Origin of the sequence: Marinobacter gelidimuriae (assembly GCF_000372805.1) — a bacterium.
Taxonomy (GTDB): Bacteria; Pseudomonadota; Gammaproteobacteria; order Pseudomonadales; family Oleiphilaceae; genus Marinobacter; species Marinobacter gelidimuriae.
In genome coordinates this window covers 37461-59116 of sequence record NZ_KB889829.1, presented here as the reverse complement: position 1 = coordinate 59116, position 21656 = coordinate 37461, and the positions used below count along the sequence as shown (strand labels likewise).

Here is a 21656-nt window from a genome sequence, read left to right as displayed (position 1 = left end):
AATTTCAGATTACAGAGAGAAACCAATACATGCTGAACATCAAAAATCTGCACGCGTCCGTTGGGGGCGAAGAAATCCTCAAGGGCATCAACCTGGAAATTAAAGCCGGGGAAATTCACGCCATTATGGGCCCCAATGGCTCAGGTAAAAGCACCCTGTCACAGGTGCTGGCAGGCAGTGAAACCTTTGAAGTCACCGAGGGTGAAGTCACGTTCAACGGTGAAAACCTGCTGGACCTAGAAACCGAAGAACGGGCCCGTGAAGGCGTTTTCCTGGCGTTTCAGTACCCGGTAGAGATTCCAGGCGTCAGCAACCTGCAGTTCTTGCGTACCGCCGTCAATTCCATGCGCGGCCACCGTGGCGAGCCGGAGATGAACGCGGCTGAGTTTATGAAGCATGCGAGGGAAGTGTCCATGCAAGTCGATCTGGACCCGGCCTTCCTTAAGCGCGGCGTAAACGAGGGCTTCTCCGGTGGCGAGAAGAAGCGCAACGAGATTCTGCAGGCGCTGCTGCTTCAACCCAAGCTGGCCATTCTGGACGAAACCGATTCCGGGTTGGACATTGATGCGCTGCACGTGGTTTCCGACGGTGTGAACGCCCTGCGCGCTAAAGATCGGGCCATCTTGATGGTGACTCACTACCAGCGCCTGCTGAACCACATTGTGCCGGACTATGTTCACGTTCTGGCCGATGGCAAAATTGTCAAATCCGGCGGGCGCGAGCTGGCCTATGAGCTTGAAGAGCGCGGTTACGGCTGGCTCAACGTGAAAGACAAAGAAGCCACAGCCAGCTAAGGAGGCCACCGAATGAAGTCAGCACCAACGCTTTCCAGCGTCTTTCTTGAGCCAGCCGGCAACTACCTGCCCGGGCCTTTGCTCGAATTGCGCAAACAAAAGGGTATGGCTTTGGTGGATATGCCATTGCCGACCCGTAAAACCGAGAACTGGAAGTATTCCAGCCGCCACCTAAAGCTGTCGGATGAGCTTGCCGTTGCCCTCCCCTCCCCTGGTAAGGAAGGCACCAGCCTGTCCATGGCTGGATACCGCGTGGTTTTTCGCAACGGCGTTATGGTTCCGGAAGCCAGCGACTTTCCGGATCTTACCGGCATTCGTATTCAGCGGTTCTGCGACCTTGACGACCAGGACGTCGCTGTGCTGGCAGAACGCCTGGACAACACGTTGGACAGCCAAACCGTGCAGATGGCCCGGCTGAACTCCGCCCGATTTGAGGATGGCCTGTTTATCCAGCTGGACAAAGAAGCCGTTCTCGACCAGCCGCTGTTCATCATCCATGAAGTCACCGCTTCGTCGGTAGGTTCCGCCTATCCGCGGATTTACGTCGATGCGGCAAGGCATAGCCAGATGACGCTGGTAGAAGAGTATATTTCCAGCGGTAGTGAGCCGGTGATGGTCAACACGGTCACTGAATTTGTTCTGGCGGAAGGTGCCCGGATAACCGGCGTGAGGCTTACTCTGGAAGGCGAAAGCGTTCAGCACATCGGTGCAACGGGTGTTCGCCAGGCGACCGCCTCGCGTTTTGAAAGCCACTGCGTTGGCTTTGGCGGCCCGCTGCGTCGGCACGATCTGCAGGTACGTCTTGAAGGTGAAGGCGCCGAGTGCAAACTGAACGGTGTCGTGGTCACTCAGGGCAAGCAGCACTATGACAACCATACGTCAATCGAGCACATAGCAGCCCATTGCGACAGCGAAGAAACCTATCGCAACATCGCTGCTGGCCAGTCTCATGCGATTTTCAATGGGCGCATCCATATTCATCAGGATGCCCAGAAATCCAACGCCAATATGAACAACAAGAATCTGTTGCTCTCAACCGGCGCAGAAATCGACACCAAGCCCGAGCTTGAAATTTACGCCGACGACGTAAAATGCGCCCACGGCGCCACCATTGGCCAGCTCAATAAAACCTCGTTGTTCTATCTGGTTTCCCGTGGTGTTGGTCGTCGCGAAGCCAACACGCTGCTGACCATCGCATTTATCAACGAGCTGGTTGAACAGATCCCCGTCGAGGCAGTTCGAGAAGCCATGCAGCTTCGGCTGAATGACTTTTTCAATCAAACGTTTCAGGAGGCCTGAGCCGTTATTCACGGCCCTGCAGAAAATCCAACGTCTTTTCGCCTGATGGAGGTGGAACCATGACAACCGAAGTATTCACACCAACCGTTGCCGTCACAATGACGCCAAGCGCGGTCAAACATGTGCGTAAACAAGTGGACAGGCACACGCAAGCCAAAGGCATCCGCCTGACCATTCGGAAGAGCGGTTGCTCCGGGTTCAAATACGAAACCCAATGGGCCGAAGATGTCGCAGCGGACGACAAAATCTTCCACATTGACGGTGTCGATGTTTACGTCAAAGAGGAGCACCTGGCGCTGGTCAACGGTATCGAAATCGATTTCGTGACGGAAGGCGTGAACTCCGTGTTCCTGTTCCGCAATCCGAATGCCACCGCTGAGTGCGGTTGCGGGGAAAGTTTCACCGTCTCTTGATTGACATCAAACAAGGCCCGATAAGGCATGCAAGAACGTGAAGTGGTCCTGACCAAACGCGAGGTAGACGCTCGACCGATGCTGACAGTGTGTCAAGAGCTTCCCTCATTTTCACAGTGCCTGAGGAGGTAACGATGACTTGCAACATGCCCGAGCATAGTAAAGACGAGAGCTGGGATCAGCACTTGAGGTGGCTGGATCTTGTAAGCAAAGAGTGTAAAACCAACCAGCTCAAGCGCAGGCGTGAAAACACAGAACACGGCGGGTATAGCTCGTGAACATTAATGCTGAAGTAACACCAGAAGCCCATGACTTCCTGATGTCCTTGCTTGCAAAGCAGGAAGTGCCTGGAATGGCGGTACGTGTTTATGTGGAGAAGGGTGGCACTGAGAAGGCCGAGACCTGCCTCGCCTTCTGCCCACGCGGCGAAGAGGCAGCCAAGGATGTCAGGAAAGAGTTTGATGACCTGATCTTCTATTTCGAAGCGGCGAGCCTGCCCTATCTCCAGGACATGCAGATCGGCCTTGAGGAAGAGGGTGGCCTTCAGACCCCGACGATCAAGGCACCGAACTTGAAAAAGCCGCCCAAGCCGCCCAAGACATTCGTTTTGCCAGAAGACTGTAGTGCCCTAAAGGTACCTTCCGGTGAGTCTGTCACGCTGACGCAGGGAGCGTCTGTCTCGATAACCCAGGCGCTCGGCGGCAGTTTCACCGTTAACTACCAGGGCAATCTGTATCGACTGTCCCCAGAAGTTACCCAGGAGCTGGGCTTTCAGTCAGACGCCATCGTGTTCGAACACCCTGAGGATGGGCAAATCAGTGAACAGCAATGCTGGGATGCGATGCGACTGGTCTATGACCCGGAAATTCCGGTGAATGTTGTCGGTCTGGGTCTCATCTATAAACTGGATATTGACCAGGACAAGTATTTTGTATTTGTTGAAATGACCCTGACGTCGGCGGGTTGTGGAATGGGCGCCATTATTGGCGGCGACGTAAAAGACAAGTTATTGCAGGTTCCGAATGTCAAAGACGCCAAGGTGGATGTGGTGTTTGATCCGCCTTGGAGCTACGACAACCTGGAGGAGGAAGCGCGGCTGGAGTTAGGGCTGATCTGAGCCAGTATCGTGACCAGTACTGGCCAGGCAGGCGACCATCAGAAACAAGTGGAATTTCTGGCCTACTCAGATCCCGCCTTGGAGCAACAACATACTGACCGATGAAGCCAAACTGATGCGGACCGCCAGAAATGACCGTACCACCCACAAACGAGCCGGATCTGTCGCAAATCTCATGGACACCCCACACTCGCCGGGCCGGGCCCAGGCCATCGCTTATGCCAATTTTGCCCTTGTCAAGTATTGGGGCAAACGTGATGCGGACTTGAACCTGCCGGACGTCGGGTCGATCTCGATCACGCTTGACGCGTTGTGGACCCGCACCCGGGTGGAACTGGATCCGGCACTGGAGCGGGACAGCTTCGAGCTCGATGGTCAGATTGAGGCCCACGGTTCGGGGCGCGTGACGGCACTGCTAGAGCGCATGCGCTCCATCGGTGGAAGTAAAACCCGGTCCCGGGTTTTTAGCCGAAACAATTTTCCTACCGGTGCTGGTCTGGCCTCGTCGGCGTCGGGTTTCGCCGCGCTGGTGACTGCGGCGGATCGCGCCTATGGGTTGGTTCTTTCTCCCTCCAGGCTTTCGGAGCTTGCGCGGATCGGGTCCGGGTCCGCCGCGCGCTCGATTTTTGGCGGATACGTGGAGATGCACCGCGGCGAACTCCCCGACGGCAGCGACAGCGTTGCCGAACCGTTGGCCGCGGCGGCGGACTGGCCGCTGGAGGTCGTGATCGCGGTCAGCGACCGCGGCCGCAAGTCGGTGGGATCCACCGAAGGCATGCAGCGGACCGCACAAACGTCACCGTTCTATTCGGCCTGGGTAAACAATCAGCCCGACGACCTGGCGCTGGCGCGAACGGCTATCGCGGCTCGTGATTTCGATGCGCTGGCGCACGTTTCCGAAGCGAGCGCACTGGCCCTGCACGGCCTGGCCATGTCGGCCCGGCCTGGTCTTCTGTATTTCAATGCAACTACCATGGAATGCCTGCATCGCATACGCGGGTTGCGCGGCCGGGGCGTTGCGGTGTTTTTTACCGTCGATGCCGGCCCGCAGGTCAAGGCGATATGTGCACCGGAAGCGGCAGATACGGTGGCCGCCGCGCTCGAGGATGTGGCCGGCGTAACTGAGGTTCTGCGTGCTGGGCTGGGCTGCGGTGCGGTGAGCATGGACGACGGTCAGACGTGAACGTGAACTGCGTCCAGGCCTCTGCGCCGGGCAAACTGCTGTTGATTGGCGAATATGCCGTGCTCGACGGGGCACCGGCGCTGGTGATGGCGGTGGATCGGCGGGTGAAAGTCAGGTTGCAGCGGGCATCGAGCGGTACGGGCTGGTTGAGTGCCGTCCAGCTCGGGTTCGAGCGGGCGGCCATGCGGGTCGAGGGCGAGACGCTGCGCTGCGATGGCGCGGATTCCTACGTGCTGGGCCTGACCGGGCGGTTGATACCGGGCATCATGCGGGCGCTGGGTCGGTCACCCGGCGAGATCATGACAATAAACATCGAGATCGATTCTGGGGCCCTTTTCGAATCCGACCGCAGACGGTTGGTAAAGCTGGGCCTGGGTTCCAGTGCGGCCGTCTGCGCAGCATTGGCGGTGGCGTTGACCGAATGGTTCGCGGGGTCGGCAGGTCCGTCGGATCCGCGCGAGCGTCTGCGTCGATGGTTGCCGGTCTATCGCGAATCACTGGGCGCCCGTGCCAGTGGCGCAGACCTGGCCGCGGCGTTTTGCGGTGGTATCAGCGAATTTCGATCCACCGGCGAATCCGCGATCTGCACGCCGGCGAACTGGCCGGAAGACCTGTATTGGCGCGCAATCTGGACCCGTCAGGCTGCCCAGACCACGGATTTTGTCGGTGCGTTCGATACCTGGAAGCTGGCTGATCCTGTTGGTGCAGGCCGGATCCGGTCCCGCCTGGACGATATTGCGCGCCACGCCGTGGCCAACGCGCACGACGGGGCTGTGCTGTTCGATGCCTGCGCCGCATACGCCGTTGAGATGGTTGCGCTGGGCGATGCCATGGGCAAGGAGGTCATGACCGCCCCCCATCGACGGCTGGCCGAGCATGGACACGAGTGCGGCGTGGTCTACAAGAGTTGTGGCGCCGGTGGTGGCGACCTTGGAATTGCCCTGGCGCGTGACCCGGAGAGACTCCGGGCATTCGAGCTCGGCGTCTCAGATTGTGGCGGGGTTCCATTAAACTTGGCAATGTCAGAATTTGGCGCAGAGGCTGTGCGGCGCCAGGTGCCCGAATCGGGCAGAGAACACTCATAAGGAACGAGCATGGCAAGAATTCCCGAGTTCTACAAACTTTCGGTTTCGCAGCGGGTTCGCGAAGTTCGCAAGCAGGGCCTGCTTTCGAGCCAGGATTACCAGGCGCTGGCCAGCGGCGATCACACGCTCTCGATCCAGTCGGCCGACAAGATGATCGAAAACGTCATCGGCGTCATGGGGCTGCCGTTGGCGCTGGGCCTGAATTTCCTGATCAACGACAAGGCATACGCCATTCCACTGGTCGTGGAGGAGCCTTCGATCGTTGCGGCGCTGAGCTCTGCGGCCAAGATCGCACGGGCCGGCGGCGGCTTCCGGGTGGAAAGCTCCGAGCCGATTTTGATTGGCCAGATCCAGGTCGTCGACGTACCGCATCCGCAGCGCGCCAAGGCGGCACTGCTGCAGCGCAAAAGCGAAATCCTGAACCTTGCCAACAGCCTGCACCCGAACATGGTGGCCCGCGGCGGCGGGGCCAAGGACCTCCAAGTGCTGATTCACCCATCGTCGGGCCAGCGCGGTGACATGGTCGTCGCTCACCTGCTAGTGGATACGTGCGACGCGATGGGCGCGAACCTCGTCAACACAATGTGCGAAGGCGTTGCCTCGCTGGTCGAGAATATCGCCGAAGGCAAGGTGTTCCTGCGGATTCTTTCAAATCTGACCGATCGAGCCCTGGTCAAGGCCCGGGTCTCGATTCCGCTGGACGCGCTGGCCGGCCGCGGCTTCGATGGTGAGCAGGTGCGCGACGGAATCATCCTGGCCAACGAATTTGCCTCGATCGACCCCTACCGTGCAGCGACCCATAACAAGGGCATCATGAACGGAATCGATGCCGTGGCGCTGGCCACAGGCAACGACTGGCGCGCCATCGAGACGGGCGCCCACGCCTGGGCTGCGCGCGGGTCCCACTACACGTCGCTGACCCAGTGGACGCAGGGCGAAGACGGCTCGTTGGTAGGCCAGCTCGAGATTCCGATCAAGGTCGGTATTGTCGGGGGTCCGCTGCAGTCCAATCCCACGGCGGGAATGAACCTCAGGCTTCTGGGCGTGAGTTCGGCGCGCGAGCTGGCCGAAGTGATGGGCGCGGTGGGTCTTGCGCAGAACTTTTCGGCAATCCGCGCGCTCGTGACCGAAGGCATCCAGCAAGGCCACATGACGCTGCACGCCCGAAGCGTGGTAGCCGCGGCCGGTGCAACACCCAAAATCTTCGAAACCGTCGTCGACCGGCTGATCGAATCCGGCGAGATCAAGATCTGGAAGGCGCGCGAGTTGATCGAGCAGGTCGTCAACCCTCGCGTGGAGGCCGCTGAGGAGCAGCCGCAGTCCGAAACCGCTGCCGAGGAACCTAACATATCCGGCGGACACGGCAAGATCATCCTGCTGGGCGAACACGCAGTTGTTTATGGGCGGCACGCGATCGCGACGCCGGTACCGCTGGCCATACAGGCGCACGTGCAGCGCGGCGGGGACGGCGTGCAACTGATCATTCCGCGCTGGGGCGTGGAGCAGCGATTGCACCGAAGCGCGGAAAAGCAGCATTCTTACGAGAAATCCTTGGCGATTATCTTCAAGACGCTCGGACTCGAACGCGAGAGCATGCGCGTGGAAATCTTCCCCAACGTACCGCGAGCCATGGGGCTGGGCGGGTCGGCGGCGATCGCGGTGGCCACCATTCGCGCGCTAGACCGCTGTTTCGAACTCGGCCTGGACGACGAGCGCGTCAACGAGCTGGCGTTCGAGTGCGAAAAGATCGCGCACGGTACGCCATCGGGTATCGATAACACGCTCTCGACCTATGGCCAGACCATGCTCTTCCGTTCCGGTGAATCGCCGCTGCGCAAGGTGATCGAGATCGATCAAGCCGTGCAGCTGGTCGTCGGTATCAGCGGTATCGAGAGCCTGACCGCGGCGACAGTCGCGCGTGTTCGCAAGGCACGCGAAGCGCACCCCGAACTGTACGAGAATATCTTTAACCAGATCGATTCGCTGGTGATCGAGGGCGTGGATGCGCTGGTCGGGCACAAGCTCGAAACGCTGGGAGAGCTGATGAACATTTGCCAGGGCCTGCTCAACGCGATGCAGGTGTCGAGCTGGGAACTGGAGGAAATGATCCAGATTGCCCGCCGCCACGGCGCTCTCGGGGCAAAGCTCACCGGTGGCGGTGGCGGTGGTTCCATCATTGCCCTGTGTCCGCCGGAACCCGGCGCTGCCGATCGCATTGAATCGGGTATCCGTGAAGCCGGCTATCAGGCGATTCAGGTTACAGTAGGAGGTAAGCCGAAAAATGGTTGAGGATATGCGCGAAAAAGTATCGTTCGATGACGAGCCCCTGATACTCGTTGATGAAGATGACAACGAGGTTGGCTATCGCTCAAAGGGCGACTGCCACGAGGGCCATGGAACGCTGCACCGGGCGTTCTCGATTTTCCTGTTCGACAAGCAGGGCCGGGTGCTGCTGCAGCAGCGTGCTGCGGGCAAACCGCTCTGGCCGCTGTACTGGTCCAACAGCTGCTGTTCGCACCCCCGACGCGGCGAGACGATGGACCAGGCGCTTCACCGCCGTCTGCGGGAAGAACTGGGGCTGGAAGCGTCGCTGAAATTCGTTTACAAGTTCATCTACCAAGCCGATTTCGGTGATCGTGGTGCAGAGCACGAATTGTGCCACGTATACATCGGCGCATCGGGCGGCGAGGCCCGGGTGCACCCGGCCGAAATTACCGACTGGCGCTGGGTGCCCATGGAAGAAGTGACTCGCGAACTCGAAGACGCGCCATCCGGGTACACACCCTGGTTCAAGATGGAGTGGAAGGCACTGATGGACCAGGGGCGCAACCATATCGACGCACTGCGCGAACGTGGGGCTGATGCTTAGCGGCGAGGGCCGCAATCCGAAGCTTTCCGGAGAAAAGCGTTTTCCGCTGGTATTGATGCTGGAGCCTCTTTTCCAGTGCAATCTCGCGTGCGCCGGTTGCGGCAAGATCGATTATCCGAAGGAAACCCTGCAAAAGCGCCTTTCCGTCGAGGAAGCGCTTCGGGCAGTCGGCGAGTGCGGGGCCGCCGATGGTTTGAGTAAATGACCACCACCCGACTGGATAAAGTACGATCAGGGGTGGTGCTGGAAATCACTGGTTTTCGTATCGACACTAGATAGTGAACGAACTGCCGCAACCACAGGTTGAGCTGGCGTTCGGGTTCTGCACGACAAATTGGGCTCCTTGTAGCCCCTCCTGATAATCGACCATTGCGCCCACAAGATACTGATAGCTCATCGGGTCGACCAGCATACTCATGCCGTCTTTTTGAATCACCGCGTCTTCATCATCTTGCACCTTATCGAACGAGAAGCCGTACTGAAATCCAGAACAGCCGCCCCCGGTTACGAACACCCGAAGCTTCAGGTTCTCGTTGCCTTCTTCTTCGGCTAATTCACGTACTTTGGACACCGCACTTTCACTGAGAAACAGCGGGGTTATGGTGTGTTCCTGGACTATGCTCAAAATTGCCTCCGGGTACTTTGATATTTGACTGTTGAATTTCTGACTAAAACCATAAACGGTTCCCTAGCCAGTCGTCATAGGGCCTTGTTGGGTGAATTGACTGCTTTTTACATCACGTGTTTGGCTGTGCTAAGCGTTGCAAATGTTTTTTAGCGATGGGGTCGCCTTGCTGTGCTGCAAGACGATACCAATGAGCCGCCAGGGTAATATCCTGCGCGATACCCGAGCCATTTTCGTAAAGCTCGCCCAGACTGCGGTGTGCCAAGGCAAAATTTTGTTGTGCGGCGAGCTGCATCCAATAAAAAGCGATGGCCTCATCTTTAGGCACTCCACGGCCGCGCAAGTATCGCATCGCCAATAAACGTTGCGCACGGGCGGAGCCCTGTCCAGCATCGGTTTGTAAGGCCACCACCGATTCTTCCCATGTCAAAAATGCTTTTTTTTCGTTAAGTTGATCAGCCATGCCCATGGCTCCTATCGATCTTTTCGTCACGCCTCATAGCGTCTACGCTCAGGTGGTTTTCGATCAACTTTTCCGTTACTTTTTGGGTCACGATGAGCAGCTATAATACGACGAGCCGCCAACGTCGAAGAGCTCCAGCGGCTTCAGCCGATAGTATTTTTCCTCTACGTCTTTCGATTGCTCGGCGTATGGCTGCGTCATGACGTCCTGCAGTTCTCGCACTAGAGAGTAGTTACCGGCAGCTGCTTGCTGATACGCAGGCACAACGAACCACTCCCGCAAACTGTATTTCGGGTTGACGAGTTTCATCTGTTGAGAGAGTTCCTCACGAGCGCGCGGCGCAGTTGTAGTTGCGTCGGTTGTGCTGAGAATGCCGACATGCATTTTCCATTTTGTGAGCCACTCTGCCCAACGCTTGTCCATGCCTTCGAGGTCTGTTTCAAAAGCTGAGCCCTTGTAAAAGCTTTTTTTGAGTAGGCCAATGTCGTCGGGCACCGTCGAGAGCTGGCGAAAGAAAATGGTGTAATCAACAGGCGTTTGCACCATCAGCGTGGCGAGCTCACTGAACAAGGCCTCGTGAAAGGTGGCGAGTCCAAGTTTGGCAGCCCACATCTTCTCCATTTGTGTTTGCATCGCTTTCGGGAAATCACTTTGAATCTCGTCGAGCTCAAGCAGACAGTCCTGATGCGCCGTCAGCAACGGGCGCAACGCCGAACAAAACATGTGGAAGTTGCGTTCGGCGGCTTCTGGCTGATTCAGAAACGAGAAGTGATGTCCGCCACCCGTCCATGGCTGGAACTGCGGATTAAATACATCGCAGAATCCGAAGGGGCCGTAGTCGAGTGTGAAGCCGCCGGCCGCACAGTTGTCACTGTTGAAGTTTCCCTGGCAGTAGCCGACACGAATCCAGTTCGCCACAAGCGATGTGAGTCGGCCGCGGAACTCCCGCGCAAGCAACACCACTTTTTCGGTGGTTGCCAGGTTCTGATCGATGACGTCACCGTATTCACGGTCGATCAGGTGCAACACAATCTTCTCAAGCTCTTCCACCGCTTGTGGGTGTTCTTTCTTGCGAGCACGGCGACCGAAGAGCTCCAGTTGACCAACCCGAATAAACGAAGGTGCAACCCGCGTCGAGATGGCGACTGGCTCCGATACAAGCGTGTCTGGATCTATCGAGCGTGAGCCCTCCGAATACCACGGCCGCTTGACCTTCTCCGTTTTCGACACGTACAAACTCAGCGAACGTGACGTTGGCACCCCAAGCGCGTGCATGTGCTCCTGCGCCAGAAATTCCCGGACACTCGACCGCAGGACGGCCCGACCGTCCGCACCGCGGCAGTATGGTGTCCGGCCGCCACCTTTTAACTGCATCTCCCAGCGGTGACCGTTAATGACGGCCTCAAGCACTGAAATTGCGCGACCGTCGCCGTATCCGTTGCCGGTTTGGAATGGGCACTGTTGATTGTATTCGGTGCCGAAGATGGAAAGTGCATAGCCACACGCCCAACCGACCTGGCGCATCGGCTCCGGAACGAACGCGATGTTGCCGGAGAACACGCGGATGAAGTCGGCCGACTGCGCCATTTTGTCGGCGAAGCCCAGTTCGCGAAACAGGTTTTTGCTGTGCGCGACGTACTCCGGGTTTTCGATTGGCGTGGGATTGACGGGAACATAGTGGCCCGTGAAGACTTGTCGTGGGGCGTGGTCGCGTCCATTTACTTTCGCGTCAGGGTCGCAGTTGAGGGAATCCATGAGCGAATAGTTTGCCAACGTTGCAAGATCGTCGAGGGTCGACACAATAGGGGCGGCTTTCTGGGGCGGTCGCTTTATCACAATGACGCCTTATGGCGCGGGTAGAAAGGTTGCGTTCCTGCTGCGTGGTCGGTCACATCAATAATCTCCTCGATTTCTGGGGCGACTCTTTTGAGCATGACTTCGAATCCCTGCCTCAGCGTTACCTGAGAGGAAGCGCATCCCTGGCAGCCTCCGCTCATGGTGATAGAAAGCTTCCCTTGCCGGACCCCCACAATAGAAATTTTTCCGCCGTGGTTAGCGATTGAACGATTGACCTCTTTGTCCAGGAGCTCCTGAACAGCCGTAGTGAGCTCTGCATCGGTTTTTCCTTGCCTGCAGTTATGAACAGGCATCTCCAGGATCGCCGGCACGCCACTACGCAGCTGCGTACGGATGGCCATTCCGATACCTGCTTTCAGCCCTGACCAAGAGGCGGCCGGCTCTTTGCAGACGGTCACCACGCTATCGGCAATGAGCAAGTTAGCCACGCCAGGGAGTGCGAACAGTTGCTCTCCGAGCGGCGAACCAACGGCTCGTTCTTTGTTGCCAAAAAAGAACGGGCCGCCAGGATGCAAGGTACGGCTGACGATGAACTTACACGTGTCGGGGTCGGCGAGCGAAAACTCGGCACGAATACTGACCGGCTGATCCGCAAGCAGGAAATCAGACATTTTCAACATCGCCCGCTGCAGCGCTCGCACCCAAGGCACGTAGGTTGTTAAACGAATATATTCCGCTGCTATGGCCGTCGTTCCAATCGAATTTGACCGCGTAGTTACCAATGCTCACGATCTGTTGCGGAGCCACATCAGGCCGTATCGTCTTTGGATCGAGCAGCTTGCGTCCGCTCATCTCCTCGACACAAAGGGCACAATGACATGCCAGGCGCAGATCGCGGACGTCGAAGTCGTCGCGATGACCGTCCTCCCAGAGAATGGATAAAGTGCGCGGATCGCGACGCAGTAAACCGATTGGGGTGTTCTGCGATCCAGCAGGCCGCGCCGCACCCTCCGCCCAGTCAGGTGCCCCCTCGTTACTGTCCCACGTCCAGACAAAGGGTTTTAACACTGTAACCATCGCGTGAAGCTGCTCCACAAGCGCCGTTGCGATGGAGGCATACACCTTGGCGCTGACCGATGTTGGCTGTCCCGCCACGATCGGCCGACCTTCATCACCGCTGGTAACGACATCGGCATCGAGAGGTAAGGCGCCCAGAAACGGGACGCCAAGCTCCTCGCTCATCTGCTCGCCGCCGCCGTGACGAAAGATATCCGTGTTCTCGCCGCAGTGAGGACAAGTGAAGGTGCGCATGTTCTCGACAAGCCCAAGAATCTTGACCTGCACCTTCTCAAACATCCGCAAACCTCGGCGGGCGATCTTGAGGCTCACGGTCTGTGGCGTCGTTACGATCACCACGCCCGACAGCGGCATACTCTGTGCAAGCGTTAATTGGACGTCGCCTGTGCCGGGTGGCAGGTCAATAATCAGGTAGTCCAGCGATCCCCATTGCACGCCGTCGACGAACATTTTTAAGTATTTTCCCACCATTGGCCCGCGTAAGACAGCCGGCTCGTCGTCTCCGGTGAGCATGCCCATCGACACCACCTTCAGGCCGTGCTGTTCCGCCGGAATCATTTTTCCCTCCGGGGTCGTCGCTGGCCGCTCACCGGTTGGGATGCCGAGCATGCCGGGGATACTGGGGCCAAGAATGTCGGCGTCGACGATACCGACGCGCGCGCCTAGCCGCTGCAGTGCCAGGGCTAAATTCACACTCACCGTAGATTTTCCGACGCCACCCTTGCCACTTCCGACGGCGATGATATGACGTATCCCCGGCAGTTTATCGGCGCTAACGGCCGACCGGGATGACGCGTCAGGCGCGTGAGATTGATTATGGTCAGTGGTCTGCATGGTTAAGTTCCTTGTATTTTCAATTAACGGGGGAGAAATTGGCTTTGATCTCTGCCGCCAAAATAACAACCAATCCCAATTCATACGCTTATTGCCTATCATCATTTTTGCGAAAGTCGATAAACCTGAAACTCAATAGGTCGGCATCGTGCCGTCGATTTGCAGAGCCCAAGCATGAACGCCACCTGTAAGGTTGCTAACGTGGTTAAAACCATGCGCCCAGTTCTGGTGCAGTCAAGCTTTGCATCGTTGGAAGCCCGCCCCTCACCGGTTTCAATGTCATCAATCCAGCGCTGATTGGAGCAATTTCTGCAGTTCACCTTGCTCATACATTTCACGCACAATATCGGCACCACCGACAAACTCGCCCTTGATGTAAAGCTGAGGAATGGTCGGCCAGTTGCTGTACACCTTGATGCCATCGCGGATTTCCGGATCGGCTAGCACATCGACAGCAGCAAAATCCTGCACGCCGCAAGCATTTAATACCTGCACAGTCGTATCAGAAAAACCACACAGCGGAGACTGGGGGTTGCCTTTCATGTAGAGCACAACGGTATCAGTTGTGACCTGACTGAGAATTTTTTCCTGTACGTTCATTTTTCATTTCTCCGACGTTATTTGGTGGCTGGTCGCGCCCAGGCTTGGGGCGTAAAAGTGCGCATGGCCAGCGCGTGAATCTCCGAGCGCATCCGATCTCCGAGTGCCAGATAAACCAGTTGATGCTGCTGTATCTTATTTTTCCCGGCAAATTGCTGGCTCACGATGACCGCTTCGAAGTGCTGGCCGTCGTCGCCCTGCACTTCCACATGATCGCAGGTCAGGCCACTCATGATGTAGTCTCTTAAATTATTCGCTGTCAGCATTCTGTCCTCCCAAGGGTTACCAAGGCCTCATGACCTTCACCAATACGGCAGGATTATAGTATCGTTCCGAAACTATAATATTGTCAAGATAGTTTAAAAACGCGACTTTCAAAACATAACGAAAGGGGTTGAATATAGACAGTCGTGCGATCGCAGATTTGGTCTATCACTTGGGGCGTATCGCGAACGCCATCCGCCTTCGACACTTTCCATGGCACGACCCGGGGTACGGCTTCACAGACAATAAAAAACATCGAAACCCTAGGGCCTGTTGACAATTGCTGAAAGAATCTGGCGAAGATAGCGTAAGCCCATGTATTTAATGATGTAAGCTCGTATACTGAATTTCCAACAAAACAATACACGAGCCTACAATGCCCCGAACAATGCTCAGTGACGAGCTCTGGTCGAAACACAGAGAAATAATGCGTCAGTTTACTATATATGACAAGCCTGGCCTGAGAATGGCGGTCGAAGGCGTACTCTTCAGGATTCGGGTTGGATGCCCATGGAGAGACCTTCCAGAGGCGTTCGGTAAATGGAATTCGGTTTATAAGAAGTTCAATCAGTGGTCTAAAAATGGCATATGGCTAAAGCTGTTTCAGAGCCTGACTTCTGATCCTGATACGGAGTGGATGTTCATTGACGGCAGTTACGTCAAGGCTCATCAGCGAAATATTGGGGTCAGACCTATACATTGAACTTTTCAAGCAGACACCTTCCCTATTCTGTACTCCCGTTAATCTGTCGCCTTGTGCAACCGTTCCAGCTGCCTGAGCGAGATTCACCAATGAGAGTACGGTCATGGTCTCTGTTTCCTCCAAAAATCACTCAATGCCCGACCGCGCGTATCGCTGTTTCAGCTGGGCCGGTGCCTACGCTCCGATATTAATGCTGTTTTTCGCAATACTGTTGATCGGAGGTCTTTCCCGGGCGTTGTTGGTGGCGTGGCAGTTTGACCGGGTTGTGGAGACGTCCGTATGGCCCAGCATATTTTTCCATGGCTTAAGGGTCGACCTGATCATGGCTGGCATGGCCGTAGCACCGCTGGTTTTGCTCCTGCCGATTCTGGGCCATCGTTTCAGCTGGACTGCCTGGAAGCGTGTGACAGGGCTGTGGGCGCTGGTTGTCATTTTCGGGTTTCTGTTCATGGAGCTGTCAACGCCAACCTTCATCACTGAATACGATACTCGGCCCAACCGTCTGTTTATCGAATATCTGAATTATCCCAAGGAAGTGCTGAGCATGCTTTGGGAAGGCTATTTGCCAACCGTGGCCACGGGTGTCTTTCTTTGCGTTTCACTGACCGCTGTTTTCGCCTGGTTAATGCGGCCTTGGTTACGAGAGGCCACGCCAGGCCGCTATGGCAGAGCGATTCTGGTATGGCCAATCGTCGTTCTCGCCGTATTTATGAGCATTCGCTCCACCACTGGCCACCGCCCTGCCAATCCGGCGATGTTTGCGTTGACCTCCGACGCACTCGTGAACTCGCTGATTATCAACTCTACCTGGTCCGTGGCGTTTGCGATCTACAACCTCAAGCATGAAGCAGACGCGAGTGCCCGTTATGGCGATATGGAAATGGCTGACATGCTGGCAGAGGTCAAGAGCGCGCCCTGGCTCAGTGGCTCAGACTTTACCTCCCGTCAGTTTCCGACCCTGCACCATCAAACCCCTGTGCAACAGAAACCGCGCCCTCTTAATTTAGTGATCGTTCTTGAGGAAAGCCTGGGTGCGACCTTTGTTGAATCGCTTGGTGGCACTCCGGTTACTCCTCGCCTGGAAGCCTTGAAAGAATCCGGTTGGTGGTTCGAGAATTTATACGCAACTGGCACAAGGTCCGTTCAGACCAGCCCGGTCGGGCGGTGATGCAATTCAACGATTATTACGCGTGGATGGACGACCGCTACAACGTGACAGTATTACGCCCCGATCAAAAGCCGTTGGCAGGAATCTATTCACGGGAAGCCAGGAGCACCCAATATCTGGAAGATGCACCCGAAGAAATTGCCGTAAGAAAAGCGTTGGCCCACGCACTTCTTCCTCTGGAACTGTATCAGGAGAAGGCCTATGGGCTACCTGGCCAGCCTGACCCGGGCCGCTAGATTAATGGATTACTGTGCAGCGAGCCGTGCCTGTCAGGCACGATTGTGAACGTGTATCAGGAACTCCGTTCCCTTGTTGTCTGACTGTGCGATCTCCAGATTCCAGCCCAGTCGTTCACAAACCAACCGCACGATCAGCAACCCAAAGGTTGTGTTACTGAACTCTTCGGCCGTGGAGGTAATGGCACTGGGAGCTCCGGTAGCGCTCAAGTGCTCCGTTATTTTACTAGGAAGCCCGGGGCCGAAGTCTCGCACCGAGATTCTGTTTTCGATCATGCGAACCTCCACCCCGGCATGAGTGTGCCTTAGCGCATTCTGCAACAGGTTACGGACCAACATTCGCACCAGAGCGGGATGGGTTTTGACTCTCAGGTCAAGGTTATTGTTGCAGACAGTGATTCGCCCGGCGTGAGCCGGATTTCCATGTTCCAGGTCATCAATGGTGCTTTGAATGATGTCCTGCAGCACAATGGTTCTGGCGTCGCCTTCGGACGCCTCACTGCGGGCAAGCTCAAGCAGTACGTCGGTATCGTCGCGCATGGTTTGCATGGCTCGACGAATACGGGCAAGGGTTTTCTGATCAGGCGCCGACAAGCTTTGGCGTTGTTCCAATACATTCAAGGCACCGCTCATCACCGCCAGAGGCGTACGCAGTTCATGGCTGGCCAGCTTCACAAAAGATTTTTCCCGCTCGATATGATGTTCAAGCGCAGATAGAAAACGGTTAAACGCCTCGGCAATATCGCAAAACTCCTGATCACGGTAATCCGTGGCGATTTGCTCCATCGAGGATCCGGGCACTGTGTTCAGTACTTCGTGGGTTAACTTTCTGAAAGGACGTATCAGGTACTGCGCTCCTGTGCGGGCAACGAAAAAGCCGATAAGGAGCATTAAACCCGCCACACCCACCAGGACCAGCAGAACCAAACTCTCACGATTCTCCATGATGGTGATATCTTTGGCCAGAAAGAGCTTGCCTGAAGGCGCTTCAAGCTGCCGGCCGTAAATCAGCAGAGTTGTCTGCCCTACTTCGATTTCTTGGGAAAACGGCAAGGAAAGGCTCCGGAAATATTCCGGCATCACTGCGTCTGCCTGGCCTTCTGGTAGAAAAACGGCCACAAGCTGCGCCGTTTTAATGGTCTGAAAACGCCCTTGCTGAAGTTGCTCCGTGAAATACTCGGCTTCAGCCTTGAGCTCCAAACCCAGAATGGTGTCCTCAACGTCATTAACAAACAGTTCGACAATAAACATCGACGTCGCTGTGGTGGCGGCAATCAGAAAAAAAAGCGTTCGCGCCAGGCGTGCGGTCAAAGACGACTTCATGGCGTCTCAGGATTCCCTGTTGCTGGCACTTCCAGGCTGTACCCCCGCCCATGAATTGTTTTTACCAGCCCATTGCCCAAGCCTGACTGCAAGGATTTTCGAAGCGTATAGATATGAGTGCGAAGACTGTTGCCTTCGGTTTCTCCATGATGAGCGCCCCATACCGCATCGGTTAACGCCTCGTGACTGAGAAAGCTCGGGTACGCCCGCACCAGCAATTCAAACAGACGGGCTGGTGTGCCAGACAAAGTCGTTTTTGATCCGCGCAGCTCCACTTCCAGCGTACCTGGATCGAACCTTATATCGCCGGCCGTTAAAACCGGCCTTTGCGGCGAATGGCGTCGATGCAGAGCTTCAATTCTTAGCTGTAACTCGCGCAATTCAAACGGTTTCACCAGGTAATCGTCGGCACCGCAATCAAACCCTTTTTCCTTGTCGCTAAGGGCGCTGAGTGCCGTCATCAAAATGACTGGGGTCTGGCACTGCAGGTCTTGACGGATACGCCGGCAAATATCATAACCGTTGACGCCGGGTAGCATCAGGTCGAGTACGATAACGTCATAACTTTGCGTGGCCAGCAGATGCAATGCCGTCAAACCGTCAGCGGCGAAGTCCAGGGTATAGCGGTCTTCGCCCAAAAACTCGAACAGGTTTTCTGCAAGATCCACCTGATCTTCCACAACCAATAGTCTGAGAGGGGATTGGAAAGGGGGTTTGAGAGAGACCTGGCTAGATGTCATTCGAGCGAACTCCGTTGGTGTCAGACACCGGTTGTTGATCACTGGATAATCCCTCAACGACCAACAGTTGATAGCGAAAATTTTCCATAACCTTTCTAGCGGACGGTAATAAACCAGCCACTTTGTCGCTTGACCATTTTCGGGGCACAGCAATATACAGATTTTGAAATGCACGAGTGCCGGGCAAGTTATCCAAACCGTCCCTCGTGACTTCCAGAGCCGTTCCACCTGAGTAAAATCTGGCTGAAAATGGCAGGTCATTCAGATAGATCAGCGGACTGTCATCGGCTTCCCTGATTTCCTGATAATAGCTTACCAGTTCCTTCTCTGTTTTGAGCGGTGTCCAGCCCACGACGGCGGCACACACAAATCCGGTCAGTAAGACAGGCACAAGCGCGACCAAGCCACCACGCACGGAAGATAACCAGAAAGGCTTACATTCTGACACCCAGCGGCCGATCAAAATGGCGGTAAACGGCAGCGAAGGCAGGATATAAGTCCAGAGTGTATTACCTGCGAGCGTGAAAAATAGCATCGGTGCCAGTGCGCTTACCAGCAAAAAGCTAACGCCCGGGTTCGATAGTATCTTGCTTACGATGCCGTGTCTTTTGCCCCTGAACCACGCCAGTGCCAAGCTCAGCACCGCAACTATGCCCCAGGGGAACGAGGCCCACAACCAGAACATCCAGATCATGCCTTTTGGCTGATTATGGGCGCTACCGTAAAGGTCACCCGCCCACCCCGGATCCAGAAACCGACGAATATGTTCCCCAATGATAAAGTAATCCATAAATCCGGGCGTCTTTAACTCAGCCAGTATGTACCACGGGCAGACCAGCACGACCGTCATCAGTGTTCCTCGCAACCAGGGCAGTCGCCTCAGATTGTTGGCGGCTTCGCGCCATGAGAGCAGCAACCACAGCACGATGGGAATTCCGATCAGCACCACGGCCAAAGGCCCCTTGGACAGCAGCCCGATCACCAAGCCAACAAAGAAAATCCAGCGCCACCGATCGCTTTCCCCCATCATCACCAAACAGAAACTGACTAACGTGAGGGTTGTGCCCAGGGCTAGAAAGGCGTCTGTCATCACCGCGCCGGCGCTGATGTAAGTCAGGGCCATGGTGGCAAAGACCAGACTGCTCCATTGAGCCACCTGAACACTCCAAAGTTGCCGCGCCAGTCGCCAGACCAGCCAGACCATGGCAAGCGTTGCCAGCCAGGAGGGAAAGCGCAGCGAAAACTCCGACACACCAAACACCTTGATGGCCGCCGCCTGAGCCCAGAATGACAAAGGCGGCTTACCCCAAAAAGGAACGCCGGGCTCAAACCAGGGTGTAATCCAATCACCGGTTTCGGCCATCAGGCGGGCAATCTCGGCGTAACGGGGCTCGGTGGTGTCGGCAAAGGGAAACAGCGCCATGCCGATGAAGCGACTGACCATTATTGCAGCCAGTATCAGCAGCCAAACGTTAAACCGCTTTGACATGACGCGTCTCCGTCATTTTTTGCTTAGCCTGTTGTCGCAGACCATCGCGGCTTTCGACCACGTCTTCGGTCAGGTAAATCGGTCGCTGCTTTGACTCCATATAGGTCTTGCCGACGTATTCGCCCACGATGCCTACGCTCATCAGCTGAATGCCCCCCAAAAAGCTGATGAGCGCCACAAGCGAGGGGTAACCGCTGGTCGCATCGCCCAGCATGATGGCCTTAACCACGATCCACAGTCCGAAGACCGCGCCCATACTGGCGGCAATGAGCCCGATCACGGTCGCCCAGCGCAATGGTGAAATAGAAAACGAGGTCAGCCCTTCAAGAGCCAGGCCTACCAGCCCGGGGTAATCCCACTTCGTCTCCCCGGCCACTCGCGGTTCACGGTCGTACTGGATCACCTGAGTGGGCATGCCAATCCAGGCAAACAACCCTTTCATATAACGATTGCGCTCCGTCAGCACCAACAGAGCGCTAACGGCTTTGCGGCTCATCAATCGGAAATCGCCGGTATCCACTGGAATATTCGTCCGACTGGTTCGGTTCAGCAAACGGTAAAAAAGATGTGCACTCCAGCGTTTGAACACGGTTTCGCCTGCCCGTGAACGACGCTGCATCAGAACAACGTCAACACCAGATTGCCAGCATTCGACCATAGCCGGAATTTGCTCCGGCGGATCTTGCAGATCAGCGTCCAGCACGATCACCGCATCGCCCCTGGCGTGTTCCAGCCCCGCCGTCATCGCAGCTTCCTTGCCAAAATTGCGGCTTAGTTTGATCAGACGGACGCCCGGCGTTCGATCGATAACACTGCGAATGTACTGGGCACTGCCATCGTCACTGCCGTCATCAACCAGCACGATTTCCCAGCGCAGGTCCAGTGTGGCAAGCACTGTTAGAACCCGGTCAAAGAAGATGGGCAGCATCGGGCGCTCATTGAATAGCGGCACCACCAGTGATAGCAGCTGCTTGTCAAACGGACCATCAAACGGTAAAGCGTTGAATTCAAAGCGTTTGTTCATGGAAAACCAGCCTTTGGTAGACGATGTAATTCAGTGCGGCAACAAGGCCTGTAGTAACGACTTGTGAAAGCGTGACAGGAAGTGTCAGAACGTTATTGAGCAGGAAGAAAAAAACGAGATTACAGAGCCAGGCGACAAAACAGGCGCCGACATAGCGCCATAGAGTGAACTTATGAGGACCGGCATTACGAAACGCAAGACGCCGCTGTAAACCGTAGTTTAATACCGCTCCAGATACGCTTCCGCTTGCGGTTGCCAGCACTGGATCAAGCCCGGCGGCGATCAGCGCAGCCATAACAAGCCAGTGAAAAAGCGTGGCAAGGCCGCCGGCCGTTATGAAACCTTGCAGTTGGCGAGGTAAAGATATACTCATGATGAAACCACCACTTTGGCGACTAAAAAAGTCGACCTGACATTGAGAGCCTACGATAGCCCACCCCATGTCATGGCTTTGTGGAGGTTTCATCAGGAAAATGTCAAAACTTGACAGATTGCGGTCTATCTCAGAAGATTTTTTAAACTGGGATGTTTGATGATCCGCAGCCATCTTCCC

At 56.1% G+C, this 21656-nt stretch carries 23 protein-coding genes and 1 pseudogene; 12 read left to right on the top strand and 12 right to left on the bottom strand.

Annotation, left to right across the window (positions count from 1 at the left end):
- Positions 1–29 precede the first annotated feature (29 nt).
- The 9 genes from sufC to A3OI_RS0102350 all read left to right on the top strand — a co-directional run bounded on the left by sufC (position 30) and on the right by A3OI_RS0102350 (position 8965).
- The gene (gene sufC / locus A3OI_RS0102395; RefSeq protein ID WP_018402757.1) at positions 30–794 is read left to right on the top strand and encodes a Fe-S cluster assembly ATPase SufC; all 765 of its coding nucleotides are present in this window, start codon (positions 30–32) and stop codon (positions 792–794) included.
- Between the two features lie 12 nt (positions 795–806).
- Positions 807–2093, top strand: a complete 1287-nt coding sequence (gene sufD / locus A3OI_RS0102390; protein WP_018402756.1) for a Fe-S cluster assembly protein SufD — start codon at positions 807–809, stop codon at positions 2091–2093.
- A 59-nt stretch (positions 2094–2152) separates the two neighbouring features.
- A complete protein-coding gene (locus A3OI_RS0102385; protein WP_018402755.1) occupies positions 2153–2506 on the top strand; it encodes a HesB/IscA family protein in 354 nt (117 codons plus the stop codon).
- Between the two features lie 274 nt (positions 2507–2780).
- The gene (locus A3OI_RS20990; protein ID WP_018402753.1) at positions 2781–3623 is read left to right on the top strand and encodes an iron-sulfur cluster assembly protein; all 843 of its coding nucleotides are present in this window, start codon (positions 2781–2783) and stop codon (positions 3621–3623) included.
- A 175-nt stretch (positions 3624–3798) separates the two neighbouring features.
- Positions 3799–4806 carry a diphosphomevalonate decarboxylase gene (mvaD, locus tag A3OI_RS0102370; protein WP_018402752.1) on the top strand — a complete coding sequence of 336 codons (1008 nt, stop codon included), beginning with the start codon at positions 3799–3801 and terminating at the stop codon, positions 4804–4806.
- Positions 4803–5891: a mevalonate kinase family protein gene (locus A3OI_RS0102365; protein WP_018402751.1), complete on the top strand. Its 1089-nt coding sequence runs from the start codon at positions 4803–4805 to the stop codon at positions 5889–5891. The genes mvaD and A3OI_RS0102365 overlap by 4 nt, the downstream gene beginning before the upstream one ends.
- A 9-nt stretch (positions 5892–5900) precedes the next feature.
- Positions 5901–8180, top strand: a complete 2280-nt coding sequence (locus A3OI_RS0102360; protein WP_018402750.1) for a hydroxymethylglutaryl-CoA reductase, degradative — start codon at positions 5901–5903, stop codon at positions 8178–8180.
- A complete protein-coding gene (idi, locus tag A3OI_RS0102355; RefSeq protein ID WP_018402749.1) occupies positions 8173–8760 on the top strand; it encodes an isopentenyl-diphosphate Delta-isomerase in 588 nt (195 codons plus the stop codon). Before A3OI_RS0102360 ends, idi begins: the two co-directional genes overlap by 8 nt.
- Positions 8753–8965, top strand: a complete 213-nt coding sequence (locus tag A3OI_RS0102350; RefSeq protein WP_018402748.1) for a hypothetical protein — start codon at positions 8753–8755, stop codon at positions 8963–8965. Before idi ends, A3OI_RS0102350 begins: the two co-directional genes overlap by 8 nt.
- Positions 8966–9031: 66 nt before the next feature.
- Here the strand turns inward: A3OI_RS0102350 and erpA are convergent, their stop codons facing one another.
- The 7 genes from erpA to A3OI_RS0102310 form a co-directional block, all read right to left on the bottom strand.
- Complete coding sequence (gene erpA / locus A3OI_RS0102345; protein ID WP_018402747.1) at positions 9032–9385, bottom strand: iron-sulfur cluster insertion protein ErpA; 354 nt, start codon at positions 9383–9385, stop codon at positions 9032–9034.
- Positions 9386–9497: 112 nt separating this feature from the next.
- The gene (locus tag A3OI_RS0102340) at positions 9498–9848 is read right to left on the bottom strand and encodes a tetratricopeptide repeat protein (protein WP_018402746.1); all 351 of its coding nucleotides are present in this window, start codon (positions 9846–9848) and stop codon (positions 9498–9500) included.
- An 87-nt stretch (positions 9849–9935) separates the two neighbouring features.
- Complete coding sequence (locus tag A3OI_RS0102335; RefSeq protein ID WP_018402745.1) at positions 9936–11684, bottom strand: protein adenylyltransferase SelO; 1749 nt, start codon at positions 11682–11684, stop codon at positions 9936–9938.
- The gene (locus A3OI_RS0102330) at positions 11681–12316 is read right to left on the bottom strand and encodes a NifU family protein (RefSeq protein ID WP_018402744.1); all 636 of its coding nucleotides are present in this window, start codon (positions 12314–12316) and stop codon (positions 11681–11683) included. Before A3OI_RS0102330 ends, A3OI_RS0102335 begins: the two co-directional genes overlap by 4 nt.
- Entirely contained in the window at positions 12309–13556 is a 1248-nt protein-coding gene (locus A3OI_RS24380) for a P-loop NTPase (protein ID WP_018402743.1), read from the bottom strand. Before A3OI_RS24380 ends, A3OI_RS0102330 begins: the two co-directional genes overlap by 8 nt.
- Before the next feature lie 282 nt (positions 13557–13838).
- Complete coding sequence (gene grxD / locus A3OI_RS0102315; protein ID WP_018402741.1) at positions 13839–14156, bottom strand: Grx4 family monothiol glutaredoxin; 318 nt, start codon at positions 14154–14156, stop codon at positions 13839–13841.
- Positions 14157–14173: 17 nt separating this feature from the next.
- A complete protein-coding gene (locus tag A3OI_RS0102310) occupies positions 14174–14422 on the bottom strand; it encodes a BolA family protein (RefSeq protein ID WP_018402740.1) in 249 nt (82 codons plus the stop codon).
- 374 nt (positions 14423–14796) lie between these two features.
- Here A3OI_RS0102310 and A3OI_RS19100 point away from each other — a divergent pair.
- The 3 genes and pseudogenes from A3OI_RS19100 to A3OI_RS0102295 all read left to right on the top strand — a co-directional run.
- Positions 14797–15105, top strand: a pseudogene (locus A3OI_RS19100) (transposase); the annotation flags it as partial.
- A gap of 121 nt (positions 15106–15226) precedes the next feature.
- Positions 15227–16291 carry an LTA synthase family protein gene (locus tag A3OI_RS19095; protein WP_018402738.1) on the top strand — a complete coding sequence of 355 codons (1065 nt, stop codon included), beginning with the start codon at positions 15227–15229 and terminating at the stop codon, positions 16289–16291.
- A complete protein-coding gene (locus A3OI_RS0102295) occupies positions 16291–16527 on the top strand; it encodes a hypothetical protein (protein ID WP_018402737.1) in 237 nt (78 codons plus the stop codon). Before A3OI_RS19095 ends, A3OI_RS0102295 begins: the two co-directional genes overlap by 1 nt.
- 33 nt (positions 16528–16560) lie before the next feature.
- Here the strand turns inward: A3OI_RS0102295 and A3OI_RS0102290 are convergent, their stop codons facing one another.
- From A3OI_RS0102290 to A3OI_RS0102270, 5 genes are read right to left on the bottom strand one after another with little or no spacing between them, the layout of a single operon-like run.
- Positions 16561–17850, bottom strand: a complete 1290-nt coding sequence (locus tag A3OI_RS0102290; RefSeq protein ID WP_018402736.1) for a sensor histidine kinase — start codon at positions 17848–17850, stop codon at positions 16561–16563.
- A complete protein-coding gene (locus A3OI_RS0102285) occupies positions 17847–18590 on the bottom strand; it encodes a response regulator transcription factor (protein WP_051078054.1) in 744 nt (247 codons plus the stop codon). Before A3OI_RS0102285 ends, A3OI_RS0102290 begins: the two co-directional genes overlap by 4 nt.
- Positions 18580–20079 carry an ArnT family glycosyltransferase gene (locus A3OI_RS0102280; RefSeq protein ID WP_018402734.1) on the bottom strand — a complete coding sequence of 500 codons (1500 nt, stop codon included), beginning with the start codon at positions 20077–20079 and terminating at the stop codon, positions 18580–18582. Before A3OI_RS0102280 ends, A3OI_RS0102285 begins: the two co-directional genes overlap by 11 nt.
- Positions 20063–21103, bottom strand: coding sequence for a glycosyltransferase family 2 protein (locus A3OI_RS0102275; protein ID WP_018402733.1), 1041 nt, complete (start codon positions 21101–21103; stop codon positions 20063–20065). Before A3OI_RS0102275 ends, A3OI_RS0102280 begins: the two co-directional genes overlap by 17 nt.
- Positions 21087–21650: a GtrA family protein gene (locus A3OI_RS0102270; RefSeq protein WP_018402732.1), complete on the bottom strand. Its 564-nt coding sequence runs from the start codon at positions 21648–21650 to the stop codon at positions 21087–21089. Before A3OI_RS0102270 ends, A3OI_RS0102275 begins: the two co-directional genes overlap by 17 nt.
- Positions 21651–21656 lie beyond the last annotated feature (6 nt).